General features: G+C 67.6%; 13 protein-coding genes. 8 read left to right on the top strand and 5 right to left on the bottom strand.

The features are described from left to right. Window positions 1-99: 99 nt before the first annotated feature. The 8 genes from rplK (at window position 100) to KCH87_RS34985 (ending at window position 12,670) form a co-directional block, all read left to right on the top strand. The gene (gene rplK / locus KCH87_RS35020) at window positions 100-534 is read left to right on the top strand and encodes a 50S ribosomal protein L11 (protein WP_095853122.1); all 435 of its coding nucleotides are present in this window, start codon (window positions 100-102) and stop codon (window positions 532-534) included. Window positions 535-608: 74 nt separating this feature from the next. Then, complete coding sequence (rplA, locus tag KCH87_RS35015) at window positions 609-1,334, top strand: 50S ribosomal protein L1 (protein ID WP_210591683.1); 726 nt, start codon at window positions 609-611, stop codon at window positions 1,332-1,334. Window positions 1,335-1,468: 134 nt separating this feature from the next. Beyond that, a complete protein-coding gene (locus KCH87_RS35010) occupies window positions 1,469-2,305 on the top strand; it encodes a hypothetical protein (RefSeq protein ID WP_210591681.1) in 837 nt (278 codons plus the stop codon). Between the two features lie 92 nt (window positions 2,306-2,397). Beyond that, complete coding sequence (locus KCH87_RS35005) at window positions 2,398-3,255, top strand: DUF1396 domain-containing protein (protein WP_210591679.1); 858 nt, start codon at window positions 2,398-2,400, stop codon at window positions 3,253-3,255. 281 nt (window positions 3,256-3,536) lie between these two features. After that, entirely contained in the window at window positions 3,537-4,067 is a 531-nt protein-coding gene (gene rplJ, locus KCH87_RS35000) for a 50S ribosomal protein L10 (RefSeq protein ID WP_210591677.1), read from the top strand. Window positions 4,068-4,190: 123 nt separating this feature from the next. Then, on the top strand, window positions 4,191-4,574 hold the full coding sequence (gene rplL, locus KCH87_RS34995) for a 50S ribosomal protein L7/L12 (RefSeq protein WP_210591767.1): 384 nt from the start codon (window positions 4,191-4,193) through the stop codon (window positions 4,572-4,574). 608 nt (window positions 4,575-5,182) lie between these two features. Next, complete coding sequence (gene rpoB, locus KCH87_RS34990) at window positions 5,183-8,668, top strand: DNA-directed RNA polymerase subunit beta (RefSeq protein ID WP_210591673.1); 3,486 nt, start codon at window positions 5,183-5,185, stop codon at window positions 8,666-8,668. Window positions 8,669-8,770: 102 nt separating this feature from the next. Further along, window positions 8,771-12,670, top strand: a complete 3,900-nt coding sequence (locus KCH87_RS34985) for a DNA-directed RNA polymerase subunit beta' (protein WP_210591671.1) — start codon at window positions 8,771-8,773, stop codon at window positions 12,668-12,670. 55 nt (window positions 12,671-12,725) lie between these two features. Here KCH87_RS34985 and KCH87_RS34980 read toward each other — a convergent pair whose 3' ends face one another. Genes KCH87_RS34980 through KCH87_RS34960 form a run of 5 tightly spaced genes read right to left on the bottom strand, consistent with a single transcriptional unit; the run spans window position 12,726 to window position 18,186 of the window. Next, window positions 12,726-13,682, bottom strand: a complete 957-nt coding sequence (locus tag KCH87_RS34980; protein ID WP_210591669.1) for a M48 family metalloprotease — start codon at window positions 13,680-13,682, stop codon at window positions 12,726-12,728. Window positions 13,683-13,709: 27 nt separating this feature from the next. Beyond that, window positions 13,710-14,219 (bottom strand): Pycsar system effector family protein, encoded by a 510-nt coding sequence (locus tag KCH87_RS34975; protein WP_210591667.1) that lies wholly within the window; start codon window positions 14,217-14,219, stop codon window positions 13,710-13,712. After that, on the bottom strand, window positions 14,216-15,286 hold the full coding sequence (locus KCH87_RS34970) for a hypothetical protein (protein WP_210591666.1): 1,071 nt from the start codon (window positions 15,284-15,286) through the stop codon (window positions 14,216-14,218). The genes KCH87_RS34975 and KCH87_RS34970 overlap by 4 nt, the downstream gene beginning before the upstream one ends. Before the next feature lie 12 nt (window positions 15,287-15,298). Continuing rightward, window positions 15,299-17,449: a hypothetical protein gene (locus KCH87_RS34965; protein WP_210591664.1), complete on the bottom strand. Its 2,151-nt coding sequence runs from the start codon at window positions 17,447-17,449 to the stop codon at window positions 15,299-15,301. Further along, the gene (locus KCH87_RS34960; protein ID WP_210591661.1) at window positions 17,446-18,186 is read right to left on the bottom strand and encodes a hypothetical protein; all 741 of its coding nucleotides are present in this window, start codon (window positions 18,184-18,186) and stop codon (window positions 17,446-17,448) included. Before KCH87_RS34960 ends, KCH87_RS34965 begins: the two co-directional genes overlap by 4 nt. Window positions 18,187-18,206 lie beyond the last annotated feature (20 nt).

Here is an 18,206-nt window from a genome sequence, read left to right as displayed (position 1 = left end):
TTTGGCCACGCAGGGATACCCGTTATCGTTGTGCGGTATGCCTCCATCCGGATGATCGGGTGGCAGGCGATCACCTCTCACTAGGACCCGGAGAGAGCAATGCCTCCCAAGAAGAAGAAGGTCACGGGGCTCATCAAGCTCCAGATCCAGGCCGGTGCGGCCAACCCGGCTCCGCCGGTCGGCCCCGCGCTGGGTCAGCACGGCGTGAACATCATGGAGTTCTGCAAGGCCTACAACGCGGCGACCGAGTCGCAGCGCGGTTGGGTCATCCCGGTGGAGATCACGGTCTACGAGGACCGCTCCTTCACCTTCGTGACCAAGACCCCGCCGGCCGCCAAGATGATCCTCAAGGCCGCGGGCGTGGAGAAGGGCTCCGGCGAGCCGCACAAGACCAAGGTCGCCAAGATCACCCAGGCGCAGGTCCGCGAGATCGCCACCACGAAGATGCCCGACCTCAACGCCAACGACCTGGACGCCGCGTCGAAGATCATCGCCGGCACCGCCCGTTCCATGGGCATCACGGTCGAGGGCTGAACCCCAACTCCCAGCAGTAGTGGCGGGGCCTGCTCGGCCCGGACCACGACTCCTAAGAATCCCCAGGAGAAGAAGTGAGCAAGCGCAGCAAGTCTCTCCGCGCTGCGGACGCCAAGATCGACCGGGACAAGCTCTACGCCCCGCTCGAGGCCGTCCGTCTCGCCAAGGAGACCTCCACGACCAAGTTCGACGGCACCGTCGAGGTCGCCTTCCGTCTGGGTGTCGACCCGCGCAAGGCCGACCAGATGGTCCGTGGCACCGTGAACCTCCCGCACGGCACCGGTAAGACCGCCCGGGTCCTGGTCTTCGCGACCGGCGACCGTGCCGAGGCCGCGCGTGCCGCGGGCGCCGACATCGTCGGCTCCGACGAGCTCATCGACGAGGTGACGAAGGGCCGTCTGGACTTCGACGCCGTCGTCGCCACCCCGGACCTCATGGGCAAGGTCGGCCGCCTCGGCCGCGTCCTCGGCCCCCGTGGTCTGATGCCGAACCCGAAGACCGGCACCGTGACCCCGGACGTGGCCAAGGCCGTGACCGAGATCAAGGGCGGCAAGATCGAGTTCCGCGTCGACAAGCACTCGAACCTGCACTTCATCATCGGCAAGTCGTCCTTCGACGACACCAAGCTGGTGGAGAACTACGGCGCCGCGCTGGAGGAGATCCTCCGTCTGAAGCCGTCCGCCGCCAAGGGTCGCTACATCAAGAAGGCCGCGATCAGCACCACGATCGGCCCCGGCATTCCGGTCGACCCGAACCGCACCCGCAACCTCCTCACCGAGGAGGACCCGGCAGCTGTCTGACCGGGCCGAGCCCTCACGGCTCGCTGAAGTCGGTCACGGGCCCCGCACCTTTCGAGGTGGGGGGCCCGTTCCCATGTGAGGGTCCTGTGCTCTGGGTTAGCGTGCGCACAGACCACAGGAGACCAGGGGGACGGATGAAGAGGACGACGGTCCGGCTCGCGGCGACCGCCGTGCTGACGGCGACAGCCGCCTGCACCTCCTCCGCTTCTCCCGACGGGCCCGAGGTGAAGGAGCCCACGGCTTCCGCCTCCCTCGCCGCCCTGCGCGCCGCCGAGCGCGCCACCGACCGGGCCGACTCGGCCCGGGTGCGGTCAAGCACCGTCATGGGCACCCAGGTGTCCCTCACCGCCGACGGCTCTCTCAGCTGGGGCAAGGGCCTCCGCGGCACCCTGACGATCACGTACACCGGCGGCACGGCGGCCGAGACGATGCGAGGACTCGGCGTGACCTCCATGGAGGCCCGCTATCTGTCCGACGCCTACTACGCGCGGATGGGTGACGCCTTCGCCGCCAAGGCGGGCGGCAAGCACTGGCTCAAGTACGCCTACGAAGACCTTGAGGATCTCGGCGGCGGCGCCGGCCTCGCCGACCAGATGCGCAGCACCACGCCCCACCAGTCGGTGCGACTGTTGCTGGACTCCGACGACGTGCACAAGGTCGCCGAGGAGACCGTGGCCGGACAGGCCACCACCCACTACTCCGGCACCGTGACCGCGGCCGACGTCACCGACGCCGCGCTGAGACGACAACTCCAGGGCGCCGGCGTCACCACGGAGACCGTCGACATCTGGGTCAACGCCAGGAACCTGCTGGTCAAGAAGGTCGAGAACAGCAGCACGGCGAGCGGCCGGCTGACCCAGACCGCCCTCTACAGCGACTACGGCGTACAGGTCCCGGTGCGGAAGCCGCCTGCCGCCGACACCCAGGACTTCAAGGCGCTCCTGGACCAGCAGAGCGCAAGCCCCTCCTGAGTCCCACTCAATTCCAGGAGACCTCCGCAACCACTCCCGGATAAGCTCGCGTCCTTACTGTGCATCAACCATGTATTCCGTGGGGGGAATCAATGCGGTCTTCCGTACGACGTTCAGCGCGCTCTCGGGCGATCGGCGCCGGCCTCGCCGCCGTGGCCCTCGCCGCCGGAGCGGTGAGCTGTGCCAAGGGCGAGGAGTCGCCGAAGATGACGCCGGCGGCGGCCGTCGCCAAAGCGGCGAAGAACACGGAGGCCATCACCTCCTTCCGTTACCGCATGACCGGTGAGGTACCGGAGCAGGGGCAGATCAAGGCCACGGCCTCGATGCGGATCAAGCCCACCGTCGCCATGAGCATGAAGATGACTGCTCCCGACCAGGGAGCGGCGGGCACGGCGGAGATCCGGCTCGTCGACAAGGCCATGTACATCGGCGGGAACGCCGAGATGGCCAAGGAGATGGACGGCAAGAGCTGGCTCAAGTTCGACCTGTCCGCGCTCGGCGAGGAGGGCGGGCTCGGCGCGACCGCACCCGGCGCCGGCCAGGCCGACCAGAACCCGGCCAGCGAGTCCACCTTCCTCACCGGCGCCAAGGACGTGAAGAAGGTCGGCACCGAGACCGTCGACGGCGTGCAGACGACCCACTACTCGGGCACCGTCACCGCCGACGACATCCGGAACTCCTTCAAGGGCGAGGACAAGGCCACGCGCGAGCAGCGCGAGAAGAGCCTCGACCAGTACGAGAAGATGGGCATCGACGAGCTCACGATGGACATGTGGGTGGACGGCGACGACCACACCAAGCAGTTCCGCATGAAGGGCGACGCCGACAAGGGCCCGCTCGACATGACCATCACCTTCCTCGACTACAACAAGCCGGTGACCGTCACGGCTCCGCCCGCGAAGGACACCGCCGACCTGGCCGAGATGATGAAGGAAGCCCAGGCCGGCTGAGCACCGTAGGACCGGATTTGCCCGACAGGGATTCGGTCACGTACTCTCCTACAGAAGCCAAAGACCGCTGGTCGTTGCCGTGTGCTCGTGAGAGGGCGCGGTGGCCGAAGGATCCGCTGAACCGCGGACGACCCGCGCAGGTGACTGTGGAAGTCGCTCCCGAAACGCATGCATTGCTTACGTGATCGGTAGAGCTACGCCCCGTGCGCCTGCGCCGGGGCGTTTCGTTTTCCTCAGCCCCTTCTGAGCGGTCCCATCACCCGGAAGGAGGCCGACGCTCTATGGCAAGGCCCGACAAGGCTGCCGCGGTAGCCGAGCTGACGGAGCAGTTCCGTAGCTCGAACGCCGCCGTGCTGACCGAGTACCGGGGTCTCACCGTGGCGCAGCTCAAGACGCTGCGTCGTTCGCTCGGTGAGAACGCCCAGTACGCCGTGGTGAAGAACACGCTGACCAAGATTGCGGCCAACGAGGCCGGGATCTCGACGCTCGACGACCTGTTCAACGGTCCGACGGCGGTTGCCTTCGTCACCGGTGACCCGGTGGAGTCGGCGAAGGGTCTTCGTGACTTCGCCAAGGACAACCCGAACCTCGTCATCAAGGGCGGTGTCCTTGACGGCAAGGTGCTGTCCGCCGACGAGATCAAGAAGCTCGCGGACCTCGAGTCCCGCGAGGTTCTGCTCGCCAAGCTGGCGGGCGCCTTCAAGGCCAAGCAGACTCAGGCTGCCCAGGTCTTCCAGGCGCTTCCGTCGAAGCTCGTCCGCACCGTGGACGCGCTTCGCGCCAAGCAGGACGAGCAGGGCGGTGCCGAGTAACTCGGCTCGCGAAATGACCGCCGCCTGAGGCAGCCCGCCGAAGGCAACGGTCGTAGCGGGCCGAACGTACGCCCGCCAGACATGTACATCACGGCACCAGCCGAAAATTAGTGGAAGGAAGCCATCGTGGCTCTCACCCAGGACGAACTGCTCGCCGAGTTCGAGACGATGACCCTCATCCAGCTTTCCGAGTTCGTGAAGGCCTTCGAGGAGAAGTTCGACGTCACCGCCGCCGCCGCGGTCGCCGTGGCCGGCCCGGCCGGTCCCGCCGCTGCCGTCGAGGCCGAGGCCGAGCAGGACGAGTTCGACGTCATCCTCACGGGTGCCGGCGAGAAGAAGATCCAGGTCATCAAGGTCGTGCGTGAGCTGACCTCCCTGGGCCTCAAGGAGGCCAAGGACCTCGTGGACGGCGCCCCGAAGCCCGTCGTCGAGAAGGTCGCCAAGGAGGCCGCCGAGAAGGCTGCCGAGTCCCTCAAGGCCGCCGGCGCCTCCGTCGAGGTCAAGTAAGACCTTGAGGGTCCCTACACGGACCCTTGCGAGCTGATACAGCCGTAGGGCTGTAACGCGAGCGCACCGAAGAGCGATCATCCATCCGGGTGGTCGCTCTTCGGCGTTCCCGGGTGCCTGGTGGTGGCGGCCTTGCACGCGTGGATGCGCGGAGTATGGTGATCTTCGTCGTGTCTCCGGGCACCTCCGGAGCCGGCTGCAAGTGACGATGGCAGCACCCGGTTTGGGCAAGGGGGGCCTTGACGAACCGCACGCAGCGCGCAATTCTCAGGACGCGTCGTCACAACGATCCGGATCCGAGGCATGGATCGGCGACGAAGAGGGCAGTATCAACGTGCATTGAGGGCGTGGGCTTGCGCAGGTGTCGAGAACAACGAGGGTCTCGAAAAACCCGCACTGGACATCAGTGTGCCTTGTGGCTACACTGACCCTTTGCGCTGCCTGTTAGCTGTCCCCTGCCCGTCACCAGGGGCATGCCCTCGCTTGAGCACCGACGACCGAACCGTCTCTGACCTGGCCGAATGGCCAATTCGGGGAGGCCTGTCTCTGTGCACTTGAGGGGGACCGGTACGCGCGTAGTGAGTCCGAGCCCTCGGAAGGACCCCCTCTTGGCCGCCTCGCGCACTGCCTCGACCGCGAATATGAACAACGGCGCCAGCACCGCCCCGCTGCGCATCTCCTTTGCAAAGATCAAGGAGCCCCTCGAGGTTCCCAACCTGCTCGCGCTGCAGACCGAGAGCTTTGACTGGCTGCTCGGAAACACCGCCTGGCAGAGTCGGGTCGAGGCGGCTCTCGAGTCCGGTCAGGACGTCCCCACCAAGTCCGGTCTGGAGGAGATCTTCGAGGAGATCTCTCCGATCGAGGACTTCTCCGGGTCGATGTCGCTGACTTTCCGCGACCACCGTTTCGAGCCTCCGAAGAACAGCATCGACGAGTGCAAGGAGCGCGACTTCACGTACGCGGCCCCGCTCTTCGTCACCGCTGAGTTCACCAACAACGAGACCGGCGAGATCAAGTCCCAGACGGTCTTCATGGGCGACTTCCCGCTCATGACGAACAAGGGCACCTTCGTCATCAACGGCACCGAGCGTGTCGTGGTGTCGCAGCTGGTCCGCTCGCCCGGTGTCTACTTCGACTCCTCCATCGACAAGACGTCCGACAAGGACATCTTCTCCGCCAAGATCATCCCGTCCCGGGGTGCCTGGCTGGAGATGGAGATCGACAAGCGCGACATGGTCGGTGTCCGTATCGACCGCAAGCGCAAGCAGTCCGTCACCGTTCTCCTGAAGGCTCTCGGCTGGACCACCGAGCAGATCCTCGAGGAGTTCGGCGAGTACGAATCCATGCGCGCCACCCTGGAGAAGGACCACACCCAGGGCCAGGACGACGCACTGCTCGACATCTACCGCAAGCTGCGTCCGGGCGAGCCGCCCACGCGCGAGGCTGCTCAGACGCTGCTCGAGAACCTCTACTTCAACCCGAAGCGCTACGACCTCGCCAAGGTCGGCCGCTACAAGGTGAACAAGAAGCTCGGCGCGGACGAGCCGCTGGACGCCGGTGTGCTCACCACCGACGACATCATCGCCACGATCAAGTACCTGGTGAAGCTGCACGCCGGTGAGACCGAGACGGTCGGCGAGTCCGGTCGCTCGATCATCGTCGAGACGGACGACATCGACCACTTCGGCAACCGTCGTATCCGTAACGTCGGCGAGCTGATCCAGAACCAGGTCCGTACGGGTCTCGCCCGTATGGAGCGCGTCGTGCGTGAGCGCATGACCACCCAGGACGTCGAGGCGATCACGCCGCAGACGCTGATCAACATCCGGCCGGTCGTCGCCTCCATCAAGGAGTTCTTCGGCACCAGCCAGCTGTCCCAGTTCATGGACCAGAACAACCCGCTGTCGGGGCTGACGCACAAGCGTCGTCTGAACGCCCTCGGCCCGGGTGGTCTCTCCCGTGAGCGGGCCGGCTTCGAGGTCCGCGACGTGCACCCGTCGCACTACGGCCGGATGTGCCCGATCGAGACGCCGGAAGGCCCGAACATCGGTCTGATCGGTTCGCTCGCCTCGTACGGCCGGATCAACCCGTTCGGTTTCATCGAGACGCCGTACCGCAAGGTCGTCGAGGGCCAGGTCACCGACGACGTCGACTACCTGACCGCGGACGAGGAAGACCGCTTCGTCATCGCGCAGGCCAACGCCCCGCTGTCGGACGACTTCCGCTTCGAGGAGAACCGGGTGCTCGTCCGCCGCCGTGGCGGCGAGGTCGACTACGTCCCCGGCTCCGACGTGGACTACATGGACGTCTCGCCGCGCCAGATGGTGTCGGTCGCGACCGCCATGATCCCGTTCCTGGAGCACGACGACGCCAACCGTGCCCTGATGGGCGCGAACATGATGCGTCAGGCCGTGCCCCTCATCAAGTCCGAGTCCCCGCTCGTCGGCACCGGCATGGAGTACCGCTCCGCCGTGGACGCCGGTGACGTGGTCAAGGCCGAGAAGGACGGTGTGGTCCAGGAGGTCTCCGCGGACTACATCACCACCGCCAACGACGACGGCACGTACATCACGTACCGCCTGGCCAAGTTCTCCCGGTCCAACCAGGGCACCTCGGTCAACCAGAAGGTCATCGTCAACGAGGGTGACCGGATCATCGAGGGCCAGGTCCTCGCCGACGGTCCGGCCACCCAGAACGGCGAGATGGCGCTGGGCAAGAACCTGCTCGTCGCGTTCATGCCGTGGGAGGGTCACAACTACGAGGACGCGATCATCCTGTCGCAGCGCCTCGTGCAGGACGACGTCCTCTCCTCGATCCACATCGAGGAGCACGAGGTCGACGCCCGTGACACCAAGCTCGGCCCCGAGGAGATCACCCGGGACATCCCGAACGTCTCCGAGGAGGTCCTCGCCGACCTCGACGAGCGCGGCATCATCCGTATCGGTGCCGAGGTCGTCGCCGGCGACATCCTGGTCGGCAAGGTCACGCCCAAGGGCGAGACCGAGCTGACCCCGGAGGAGCGCCTGCTCCGCGCGATCTTCGGCGAGAAGGCGCGCGAAGTGCGCGACACCTCGCTGAAGGTGCCGCACGGTGAGATCGGCAAGGTCATCGGCGTCCGCGTCTTCGACCGCGAGGAGGGCGACGAGCTTCCGCCCGGTGTGAACCAGCTGGTGCGCGTGTACGTCGCGCAGAAGCGCAAGATCACCGACGGTGACAAGCTCGCCGGCCGGCACGGCAACAAGGGCGTCATCTCCAAGATCCTGCCGATCGAGGACATGCCGTTCCTGGAGGACGGCACCCCGGTCGACATCATCCTCAACCCGCTGGGTGTCCCGTCCCGAATGAACCCGGGACAGGTCCTGGAGATCCACCTCGGCTGGCTCGCCAGCCGCGGCTGGGACGTCTCCGGCCTCGGCGAGGAGTGGGCACAGCGGCTTCAGGTCATCGGCGCCGACGCCGTCGACCCCGGTACCAACGTCGCCACCCCGGTCTTCGACGGTGCGCGTGAGGACGAGCTCGCCGGTCTGCTGGAGCACACGATCCCGAACCGCGACGGCGAGCGCATGGTGCTCCCGACCGGTAAGGCACCGCTGTTCGACGGCCGCTCGGGTGAGCCTTTCCCGGAGCCGATCTCGGTCGGCTACATGTACATCCTGAAGCTGCACCACCTGGTCGACGACAAGCTGCACGCCCGTTCGACCGGTCCGTACTCGATGATCACCCAGCAGCCGCTGGGTGGTAAGGCGCAGTTCGGTGGCCAGCGGTTCGGCGAGATGGAGGTGTGGGCGCTGGAGGCTTATGGCGCCGCTTACGCCCTCCAGGAGCTGCTGACCATCAAGTCCGACGACGTCACCGGCCGCGTGAAGGTCTACGAGGCCATCGTCAAGGGCGAGAACATCCCCGAGCCCGGCATCCCCGAGTCCTTCAAGGTGCTCATCAAGGAGATGCAGTCTCTCTGCCTGAATGTGGAGGTGCTGTCCAGCGACGGTATGTCCATCGAGATGCGTGACACCGACGAGGATGTCTTCCGCGCTGCGGAGGAGCTCGGCATCGACCTGTCCCGGCGTGAGCCGAGCAGCGTCGAAGAGGTCTGACGGAGTCCGGCGGGCCTTCCTGAGAGATCAGCGAAGGTCCGCCGACCCCGGGACCCCGTTTCAGACCCCAAGACTTACAACCCTGAGAGGGATTGACGCATAGTGCTCGACGTCAACTTCTTCGATGAGCTCCGGATCGGTCTGGCCACCGCTGACGACATCCGTCAGTGGAGCCACGGCGAGGTCAAGAAGCCCGAGACCATCAACTACCGCACCCTCAAGCCCGAAAAGGACGGACTCTTCTGCGAGAAGATCTTCGGTCCGACCCGGGACTGGGAGTGCTACTGCGGTAAGTACAAGCGTGTCCGGTTCAAGGGCATCATCTGTGAGCGCTGCGGCGTCGAGGTGACTCGCGCCAAGGTGCGCCGTGAGCGGATGGGCCACATCGAACTGGCCGCCCCCGTCACACACATCTGGTACTTCAAGGGTGTTCCTTCGCGCCTCGGCTACCTGCTGGACCTGGCGCCCAAGGACCTCGAGAAGGTCATCTACTTCGCGGCGTACATGATCACGTACGTCGACGAGGAGCGCCGTACGCGTGACCTGCCCTCCCTGGAGGCACACGTCTCCGTGGAGCGTCAGCAGGTCGAGAACCGTCGGGACTCCGACCTCGAAGCCCGCGCCAAGAAGCTCGAGACCGACCTGGCCGAGCTCGAGGCCGAGGGCGCCAAGGCCGACGTACGCCGCAAGGTGCGCGAAGGTGCCGAGCGTGAGATGAAGCAGCTGCGTGACCGTGCGCAGCGCGAGATCGACCGCCTCGACGAGGTGTGGACCCGGTTCAAGAACCTCAAGGTCCAGGACCTGGAGGGCGACGAGCTCCTCTACCGCGAGCTGCGTGACCGCTTCGGCACGTACTTCGACGGTTCGATGGGTGCCGCGGCGCTTCAGAAGCGCCTGGAGTCCTTCGACCTGGACGAGGAGGCCGAGCGCCTCCGCGAGATCATCCGGACCGGCAAGGGCCAGAAGAAGACCCGTGCCCTCAAGCGGCTCAAGGTCGTCTCGGCGTTCCTGAGCACCACCAACAGCCCCAAGGGCATGGTCCTCGACTGCGTCCCGGTCATCCCGCCGGACCTTCGCCCGATGGTGCAGCTGGACGGTGGCCGCTTCGCGACCTCCGACCTGAACGACCTGTACCGCCGTGTGATCAACCGGAACAACCGCCTGAAGCGGCTTCTCGACCTCGGCGCGCCCGAGATCATCGTGAACAACGAGAAGCGCATGCTCCAGGAGGCCGTCGACGCGCTGTTCGACAACGGCCGTCGTGGCCGTCCGGTCACCGGTCCCGGTAACCGCCCGCTGAAGTCCCTCAGCGACATGCTGAAGGGCAAGCAGGGTCGATTCCGTCAGAACCTGCTCGGTAAGCGTGTGGACTACTCCGCGCGTTCCGTGATCGTCGTCGGTCCGCAGCTGAAGCTGCACCAGTGCGGTCTGCCGAAGGCGATGGCGCTGGAGCTCTTCAAGCCGTTCGTGATGAAGCGCCTGGTCGACCTGAACCACGCGCAGAACATCAAGAGCGCCAAGCGCATGGTCGAGCGCGGCCGCACGGTCGTGTACGACGTGCTGGAAGAGGTCATCGCGGAGCACCCGGTTCTGCTGAACCGTGCGCCCACGCTGCACCGCCTCGGCATCCAGGCCTTCGAGCCGCAGCTGGTCGAGGGCAAGGCCATCCAGATCCACCCGCTCGTCTGCACCGCGTTCAACGCGGACTTCGACGGTGACCAGATGGCCGTGCACCTTCCGCTCTCCGCGGAGGCGCAGGCCGAGGCGCGCATCCTGATGCTCTCCTCGAACAACATCCTGAAGCCCGCCGACGGCCGTCCGGTGACGATGCCGACCCAGGACATGGTCCTCGGTCTGTTCTTCCTCACCACCGACAGCGAGATGCGGAACGTCAAGGGTGAGGGCCGGTCCTTCGGCTCCTCGGCCGAGGCGATCATGGCGTTCGACGCGGGCGAGCTCTCGCTCCAGTCGAAGGTCGACATCCGCTTCCCGGTCGGCACCATCCCGCCCCGCGGGTGGACCCCGCCGGCGCAGGAGGAGGGCGACCCGGAGTGGCAGCAGGGTGACAGCTTCCGGCTGAACACCACGCTGGGCCGCGCGCTCTTCAACGAGCTGCTGCCCGAGGACTACCCGTTCGTCGACTACGAGGTCGGCAAGAAGCAGCTCTCCGAGATCGTCAACGACCTCGCCGAGCGCTACCCCAAGGTCATCGTGGCGGCGACGCTCGACAACCTGAAGGCGGCCGGCTTCTACTGGGCGACCCGTTCCGGCGTCACCGTGGCCATCTCCGACGTCGTCGTTCCCGAGGCGAAGAAGGAGATCGTCAAGGGCTACGAGGCGCAGGACGAGAAGGTCCAGAAGCAGTACGAGCGCGGTCTGATCACCAAGGACGAGCGCACCCAGGAACTCATCGCGATCTGGACCAAGGCGACCAACGAGGTTGCCGAGGCCATGAACGAGAACTTCCCGAAGACCAACCCGATCTTCATGATGGTGAACTCGGGCGCACGAGGCAACATGATGCAGATGCGTCAGATCGCCGGTATGCGTGGTCTGGTGTCGAACGCCAAGAACGAGACGATTCCGCGTCCGATCAAGGCGTCCTTCCGTGAGGGCCTGTCCGTGCTGGAGTACTTCATCTCCACGCACGGTGCCCGTAAGGGTCTCGCCGACACCGCTCTGCGTACCGCCGACTCGGGTTACCTGACCCGTCGTCTGGTGGACGTCTCGCAGGACGTGATCATCCGCGAGGAGGACTGCGGTACCGACCGTGGCCTCAAGCTGGCGATCGCCGAGCGCGATGCGAACGGTGTGCTCAACAAGGCGGACAACGCCGAGACCAGCGTGTACGCGCGCTGCCTCGCCGAGGACATCGTCGTCGACGGCAAGGTGCTCGCCCCGGCGGGCGTCGACCTCGGTGACGTCCTCATCGACCAGCTGGTCGCCGCCGGCATTGAGACGGTCAAGACCCGCTCGGTCCTGACCTGCGAGTCCGCCGTCGGCACCTGCGCCATGTGCTACGGCCGCTCGCTGGCCACCGGCAAGCTGGTCGACATCGGTGAGGCGGTCGGCATCATCGCCGCCCAGTCCATCGGTGAGCCCGGTACCCAGCTGACGATGCGTACCTTCCACACCGGTGGTGTGGCCGGTGACGACATCACCCAGGGTCTGCCGCGTGTCGTCGAGCTCTTCGAGGCCCGTACCCCGAAGGGTGTCGCCCCGATCTCCGAGGCCGCCGGCCGCGTGCGGATCGAGGAGACCGAGAAGACCAAGAAGCTGGTCATCACGCCGGACGACGGCAGCGACGAGACGGCGTTCCCGATCTCGAAGCGTGCCCGTGTGAAGGTCAGCGAGGGCGAGCACGTCGAGGTGGGCCAGCAGCTCACCGTGGGTACCCAGAACCCGCACGACGTGCTGCGTATCCTCGGCCAGCGCGCGGTCCAGATCCACCTGGTGGGCGAGGTCCAGAAGGTCTACAACTCGCAGGGTGTGTCGATCCACGACAAGCACATCGAGATCATCATCCGGCAGATGCTGCGCCGGGTGACGATCATCGAGTCCGGCGACGCCGAGCTGCTGCCCGGTGAGTTGGTCGAGCGCTCGAAGTTCGAGACCGAGAACCGTCGTGTGGTCCAGGAGGGCGGTCACCCGGCCTCCGGTCGTCCGCAGCTGATGGGTATCACCAAGGCCTCGCTGGCGACGGAATCCTGGCTGTCGGCCGCCTCCTTCCAGGAGACGACCCGAGTCCTGACGGACGCGGCGATCAACGCCAAGTCCGACAGCCTCATCGGCCTCAAGGAGAACGTCATCATCGGTAAGCTCATCCCGGCTGGTACGGGTCTGTCCCGCTACCGCAACATCCGGGTCGAGCCGACCGAGGAAGCGAAGGCCGCGATGTACTCGGCCGTCGGCTACGACGACATCGACTACTCGCCGTTCGGCACGGGCTCCGGCCAGGCCGTTCCGCTGGAGGACTACGACTACGGTCCGTACAACCAGTAAGCGAGTCGCTTGAGTTGAGGGGCGGTCACCTTTGGGGTGGCCGCCCTTCGGCATGTCATCGCCCGCGTTCCAGGTAGGCCTGGAGGTGATGCATCCGCGTGTGGACGTCGGGGTGCGAGTCGAGCAGCCGCATCATCACTCCGTCCGGGGCGTCCTGCCGGGACTCCTGCCGGTCCTGCTCCGTACGCAGCACCTCCATCAGATGTGCGGCGAAACCGAGGCCCGCGGCGTGCTCGTCGGCGCGCAGCTCGGCGCGCCGGGAGACGGCGGCCACCAGGTACGGCGTGGCCAGCGGAAGGAAGATCAGGCCGTACGTGGCGCTCGCCAGCGCGAGTACGACGGCCACGGCCAGGACGACTGCCAGCGTCGCGGCGCCCGCGGAGAGCCGCTCGACACGTGAGGCCAGCCGGAGCACCAGTCGCCAGGCGAGCTGGGCGGGCAGTGCGTACCAGTGCGCGAGCAGCGACGCCCAGGCGTGGCCCCGGGTGTGATGACCGAGCTCGTGGGCGAGTATGCCGCCCAGCTGGGCGGGGGTGAGTGCCTTCAGCGAGTGGCTGGTCACGCTCACGATGTGGCCGGCCGCCGCCATGGCGTTGATCTCGTCGCTGTTCTCTATCCACAGCTGGTACGCGTTCGCGTCGACTCCGGCGCGGCCCGTCACCTCCCGCCAGACGGGCCGCAGTTTCCGCTCCTCCTCGGGGCCGGGGTGGCGCAGCCGGTAGTGCCAGCGGGCCAGGAGGCGTTCGCAGGGCCGGTTGAAGACCACGGCGCCGCTCAGTGTCCAGCACCCGAACGGGACCCACCAGGGAAGACCGCTCACGATGCTGACGAGGTACGAGACCACGAAGACGACGGCCAGGCTGGCGAGCGCGTGGGGGAGGTGGAGCGCCAGATGTCCGAGGGCGGTGCTGTCAGCGCCTCGCTGACGTGCGGATATGTGGACGCGGCCGGGGCGGAGAGGTAAGTCCTCCTTGGGTTCCTTGGGTTCCTTGGGTTCGCGGGGCAGGGCCATGGCACTTCCTTCCGAGTGGGGACGGGTTCAGGCGACGAGCAGCGATACGGGGAGCAGGACCGCCGAGCCGCCGAAGGCGATCAGGCCGGTCCGGATCCAGAAGTGCTTGCGAGCGGCGATACGGCTGTTCTCGGTGAGGGCGGCACGCAGCGCCCGAGCGGGGGCGCGTTCCGTGTCCGCGATGGCGGAGGCGAGCAGGCCGGCGCGGACGGCGAGGCGAATGTCGCCGAAGTAGGTGAGCGGGAGGCCGGGGGCCCAGCGGCTGCTGCCGTAGCGGGGCGTGACGGCGAGCAGCAGGGCGAAGAGCGAGGTGACCAGCAGTACGGCTCCCGACCACCACAGCAGGGCGGCGGACACCGGGAGCCGGGCGGGACTCCAACGGAGGTTGATCAGCAGGGAACTCAGCACCCCAGCCGTCAGGCCGAGCACGCCCACCAGGACCGTGGCCTTGGCATCAGCGCGGGCGATCTCCGCGCGGAGGTCGGCGAGCAGCTGGACGTCGGCGCGGGACCGAGGGGCTCGCGGGACCCTGGTCATGGCCCGTCGTCCGGGGGCTTCTCGAGCGACGGCTCCGGGTACGGCGGGGGCAGTTCGGTGCCGGCGGTGGTTCCGGTCGCCCGCAGGATGGCCGTCATCCGTTCCGCGATGAGCTGGTGGGGCAGGTCGAGCTGGTAGTCCTCCAGCCGCTTGTTCTCCAACGCCTGGTCGATCAGGTGCAGTTGGTTCTTCACCAGCTCCGCCTGCTCGGTCTGTAGGCGATCGAGGACCAGAGCGGTGTCCTCCGGGTGCACCGCCAGATGCAGGGCGACCGCGGCCGTACCGCCCCTGGCCAGGTGATGCTCGTAGAAGCTGATCTTCTTGGCGGTCCGCTTCGCCGCGAGCTTCTCGCGGCGCCAGACCGCCTTGTGCTCCGGTTCGGCGGCCTCCGCCTCATGGCGGGCCTTGCGCAGCCGGTCCTCGTGGGTCCGCTCGGTGGCATCGCGGCGCAGGCGTACCAAGCAGGTGACCTCCAGGCCCTCGGCGACGCCGATCGGCAGGGCGGCGTCGACGGCCCCCTGTACGGCCGTCTCCGCCTCGGCGCTGGCCTTGATGGGATGACTGCGGCCGGCGGTCCTCATCACGCGCAGGAGCCTGCGGGTGACGAGGCCGGGCGCATCGCGTTCCTGGCTCTTCACGAACAGCTCGGGAACGGCGACGCGCCAGGTGATGTCGGCGGTGGCCTCGAACTCGAAGCTGTCGAGCGTGCTGGGCAGGGGCACGTTCAGCCGGAAGTCGTGGAGGTCCGTGTTCACCTCGTACAGGGCGACGTAGCCCCATACGGACGTGGGCCGGTCCGGCGGCATGTACGTCTTGTACACCCCCTTCCGCGTGACCAGGACCAGCGCGTTGTTGAGGTCCCCGGTGTAGCGCCGGCTGCTGTGCCGCCGACCGGACAGTTGCCAGACCCTGCGGACGGGGTCCGCGTCGGGGCGGGGTGCGACAGGGTCCTCGGGCCGCTGACCGAACCAGTCGAGTCGCTCGGTCTGTCGCTCGTCCGGTGCCGGGTCCTCCGGCCGCTCCTCGGGCTCGGGCGGTGGGTCGGACAGCGGGTCGGTGTGTTGCATGGTCGGCCTCCTTCAGGAAAGGGAGATGCGTGCGAGCAGCCGGCCGGCCGCCGGTGAGCGGAGTTTTCCGGCCTCGTGGACCGTGCGCAGCAGGTGGCTGACGCGGCTGTGGTTGGCGGGCGTCGCGACGAGAGCGGGCAGCAGGGAGGTGAGGGCCGCCTCGGACTCGGGGTCGCGATCCGCGGTGAGGACCCAGCCGCGCAGGATGCGCAGTGCCTGCGCAGTGCGGGTCCGGTCGGCCAGCGCGGCCTGCCAGAACGTCATGAGGTGCTGTGCGTCCGTGTCGTCGACCGCCGCCGCGGCCTGGGCGTACCAGTCGAGGACGAGTGGGCGGTCGTTGTGCTCATTGGACTGCCGGCAGGCCTGGAGGAAGGCGAGCAGTGCGTACTCGCGGACCGCGCGGTCGCCGGTGAGGTGTTCGGCGAGGGCGCTCAGCACGGGTTTGCGCAGTGCGAGGAGCAGGAGTTCGAGGGCGTCCGCGAACTGGATGGCCTCCTCCTTCACGAACTCCGCATAGGCCTCGGCGTCGTCCTCGTCGCCCTCCAGGTCCTGCTGCCGGCGTTGTCCTCGGATGGCGTCCAGCAAGGCGTTCAGGGCGTGTTCGTAGTGCACTGGGCCGAGCAGGCCGTAGGTGCGGACGGCCGTCCAGCGGCGGCCCTCGTAGTCGCCGGTGCACCAGTCGTGCAGGATGCGGAAGACGGCGGGAACCTCCAGCAGTTGGGCCATGGTGAGGGCGTTGGCCGCCGTCAGCCAGGAGTTGAACTCGTCGTCGTCCGCCCAGGGTTCGATGAGCAGGGCCATGGCCGACGACAGGTCGGCGGTGGCGAGCAGGGCGGTGGCCGAGGCCGCCCGGGTCCGGACCAGCGGGCGGCCGTCCTCGGCGAGTTCCTGGATCCACTCGACGAGTGCGGGCCGGGCGGACGGGTGGAGGTTCCACACCTCCTCCAGCAGGAGCGGGGCCGTGCGCTCGTCCCGGAAGGCGGCGAAGTACCGGCCGACGAGGGGTCCCCACTCGGTGACCTCGGTGTCGACGTAGCCGCGGGCATGGGCGCGGCGGAGCCGTTCCTCGCGCGAGCCGCCGAAGACCGGGATCCTGGCCGGCTCACGGGGGCTGGCCGTCTCTTGCAGCCGTACGTAGAGCAGGTCGGCGAGTTCGGCGGTCACCGCGTACGGCGCCCTGTCGAACACGGCGAGCGCGATGAGGAACGCCTTCTCGTGCAACGAGGTCGGGCGTTGCTCGTCGGCGAGCGAGGCGGCGACCTGGGTGGTCACCGCATGCTCGCCGTAGGCGGCGAGTTTCTCCTCGTCGATCTCACCGTGGTGGAAGGCGACGAGCTGCAACGCGAACTCCTCGATCGCGCCCGGCCGTTGCTGGCGAGCCAGGAACTCCGTCGCCGGCGCGAGCTCGCTGAGCCCGGTCCACGCGGCGTCCCCGGCGTGCCGGACGACGTGGGAGCGCAGCATGTCCTCGGCCGCCGGAGGCTCCCAGCGCACGAACGGGACGTCCTCCAGGGCCGCCGACGGCTCCACCGTGATCACCAGGTAGCCGTCAGTGCGTTCCAACTGCTCGCGCAGGCCCAGCAGATGCGGTTCGCGTAACGGGTGGCTACGACTGGTGGCCAGGTTGAGCAGGACGTAACCGGTCGCATCGGCCAGCTGCTCCAGGAGGACCGCGAGCGAGGCGGGCGGGTCCAGGTTGCGCACCTGCCCGGCCCGCAGCCGCCGCAGCAGCATGAGAGCCGCCGAACGCCGTCCCGTGTCCCGCCCGCCGGCCAGGATCACGACCCGGTCGGCGTGCAGCCGGACGAGCGCCTCGTCGAAGCTCGGGCAGTCGTGGAAGACGTACGACAACTCCTCGATCTGTTCCCGGCGGATCTCACCGGAGAGGTGTTCCGTACGCTCCTGGCGCGGGCCGAAGTTGAAGTTCACGTCGCCCTTGACGGTGCCGCCGCTGACGCCGAGAAGGTCGCGTTCGATGCGCGTCCGTGCCAACGGCATGACGAACGACGGGCCGTGGGCGATCAGGTTCCGGCGCGCGGCCCAGGCCTCCTGCCGCTGCTGCTCCTGTGCCTCGGCCGACTCGTCCTGCTTCTTCTGCTTGCCGTCCTGCTCGCCACCCTCCGCGGGCGCCGCCTTGGCGGGCGCCACGTCGTCCGGGCTCACCGCCGCTCACCTCGCCGGGCCGAGTCCACGTTGTAGGTGTGGGAGGCGGAGACGCCACCACTCTGGCCGATGTGATCGCCTTTGGTGCGGGTCGTGTTGTGCTGGGTGGACGGCGTACGGTCGGCCGGGCCGTCGGCGTCGGCCGTGGGGAAGTCCGGCTCACGGGAGGCGGGTGCGCCGTGCAGCCAGGCGACCGTCGGCCCCTCCTTCGTCTCCACGGTGATCCGGTGGAAGTCCTCCGGCCGCACGCCCAGGTGGCCGTTGCGCACGACTCCCTGGTAGACGCCGTCGGACGCGCACAGCACGCAGTCGTCGCCGCGGTCCTTCAGCGCGTCCTTCAGCGGGGCGCAGTCCAGCAGCCGTACGGCGTGGTTGAGATCCCTGCCGACCCAGCCTCCGAGGTCGTCCACGGCGACGTACCCCGCGGACAGCACGATGCGCAGACGCATCCGCGTACTCTCCGCGATCAGCCGGTTCTTGCTGTGCAGCAGCGCGGGTGTCTCGGTCAGCAGGGTCTTGGCGAGTGTCGGCACGGAGGCGTGGGTGTCGATGAGCTCCATGACGGAGTCACCGCGGTCCGCGCGCAGCCGGGACGTCTCGTCGACGCCGGCGGTGAGGAGCGTGGCGTCGACGACGTCGTAGAGGATGCGGCGCAGATACGCCTGCTCCACGTTGTCGCGTTTGCCGAACTGCTCGATGTCGAAGAGCAGGATGGTGCGGTACACGGGGTCGGTCATGGCTGCCTCTCGCGAGTCGG

It is taken from the genome of Streptomyces sp. GESEQ-35 (assembly GCF_017948485.1).
Lineage (GTDB): Bacteria > Actinomycetota > Actinomycetes > Streptomycetales > Streptomycetaceae > Streptomyces.
Note: the sequence above shows the minus strand (reverse complement) of the source record. Positions and strands in the feature narration are given on the sequence as shown.